General features: G+C 60.0%; 1 protein-coding gene and 1 pseudogene. Both read left to right on the forward strand.

The genetic code is table 11. The annotated features are described in order from the left end of the window. Positions 1 to 109: 109 nt before the first annotated feature. Positions 110 to 835 (forward strand): nucleotide-binding protein, encoded by a 726-nt coding sequence (locus ACFPN5_RS25235; protein ID WP_379786615.1) that lies wholly within the window; start codon positions 110 to 112, stop codon positions 833 to 835. Between the two features lie 10 nt (positions 836 to 845). Beyond that, positions 846 to 1,145: pseudogene (locus tag ACFPN5_RS25240) on the forward strand (conjugal transfer protein TraM); the annotation flags it as partial.

Below are 1,145 nucleotides of genomic sequence, written 5' to 3' on the forward strand. Positions count from 1 at the left end.
AGCCAATAGCGGAGGCCATGCCATGCAAGCCGGACGAGGCGTCACACGGACCAGAACCAATGTCGGGCTTTTCCTTCAAAGCGGCACCGAACCGAGAGGAGTTAATATAATGGCAAAGGCACATTTCATCCTGCAGGGCAGGGGCGGTGTCGGCAAGACGCTGGTGGCAGTGATGCTGGCGCAAGCGCTCGCCAGCATGGGGCGCGCGCCAACCAGCATCGACACCGACCCGGTCAACGCCACCTTCTCGGGCTACGCCGCGCTTGACGTGCAACGCCTCGAGATCATGGAGGATGACGAGATCAATCCGCGCAGTTTCGACCGCCTGGTCGAAATGATCGACGCGGCCAAGGGCGATGTCGTTGTCGACAACGGCGCCAGTTCCTTCGTCCCACTGTCGCACTTCCTGATCAGTAACAGGGTGCCTTCGCTGCTCACGGAAATGGGCCATCAGCTGGTGGTGCATGTCGTCATTGCAGGGGCGCAGTCGCTGCTCGATACGATCCATGGCTTTGCCCAGCTGGCGAAACAGTTCCCGCTGGATGCAGCCTTCGTCGTCTGGCTCAACCCCTATTACGGCCCGATCGAACACGAAGGCAAGAGCTTCGAGCAGATGAAGGCCTACGTCGCCAACAAGGATCGGGTGTCCGCCATCGTCAGGCTTCCTGCTCTGAAGAAGGAGACCTACGGCCGCGACCTGGCGGACATCCTGCAGGCCAGGCTAACGTTCGACGAGGCGCTGGCAAGCGGCGCGCTGACGATCATGACCCGGCAGCGCCTCAAAATCATCCGTGACCAGGTGTTCGGACAGATCGCCAGCGCGGCCGTGATCTAAGGGAGAGGACATGAGCGACCGGCAAGATGATCAAGTCGAGGCGCTGATCCGTGAGATCGCCCAAAAGCATGGCATCGTCGTCGGACGAGACGATCCGATCTTGATGCTTCACACGATTAATAACCGGCTGATGGCGGACAGCGCGAAATCACAGCAGGTCCAGCTCGAAAAGTTAAGGGAAGAGCTGGAAGCGCTCGCCCAGCGCTGGAGTCTGGACGCCAAGGAAAAGTCCGAACGCATCCTTAACGCATCGCTTACAGCGGGTAAACAGGCGATGGGCCAGTTGATGGAGGAGGGGGCCAATGCAACC

The organism is Massilia niabensis, from assembly GCF_042655085.1.
Taxonomy (GTDB): Bacteria; Pseudomonadota; Gammaproteobacteria; order Burkholderiales; family Burkholderiaceae_D; genus Telluria; species Telluria niabensis.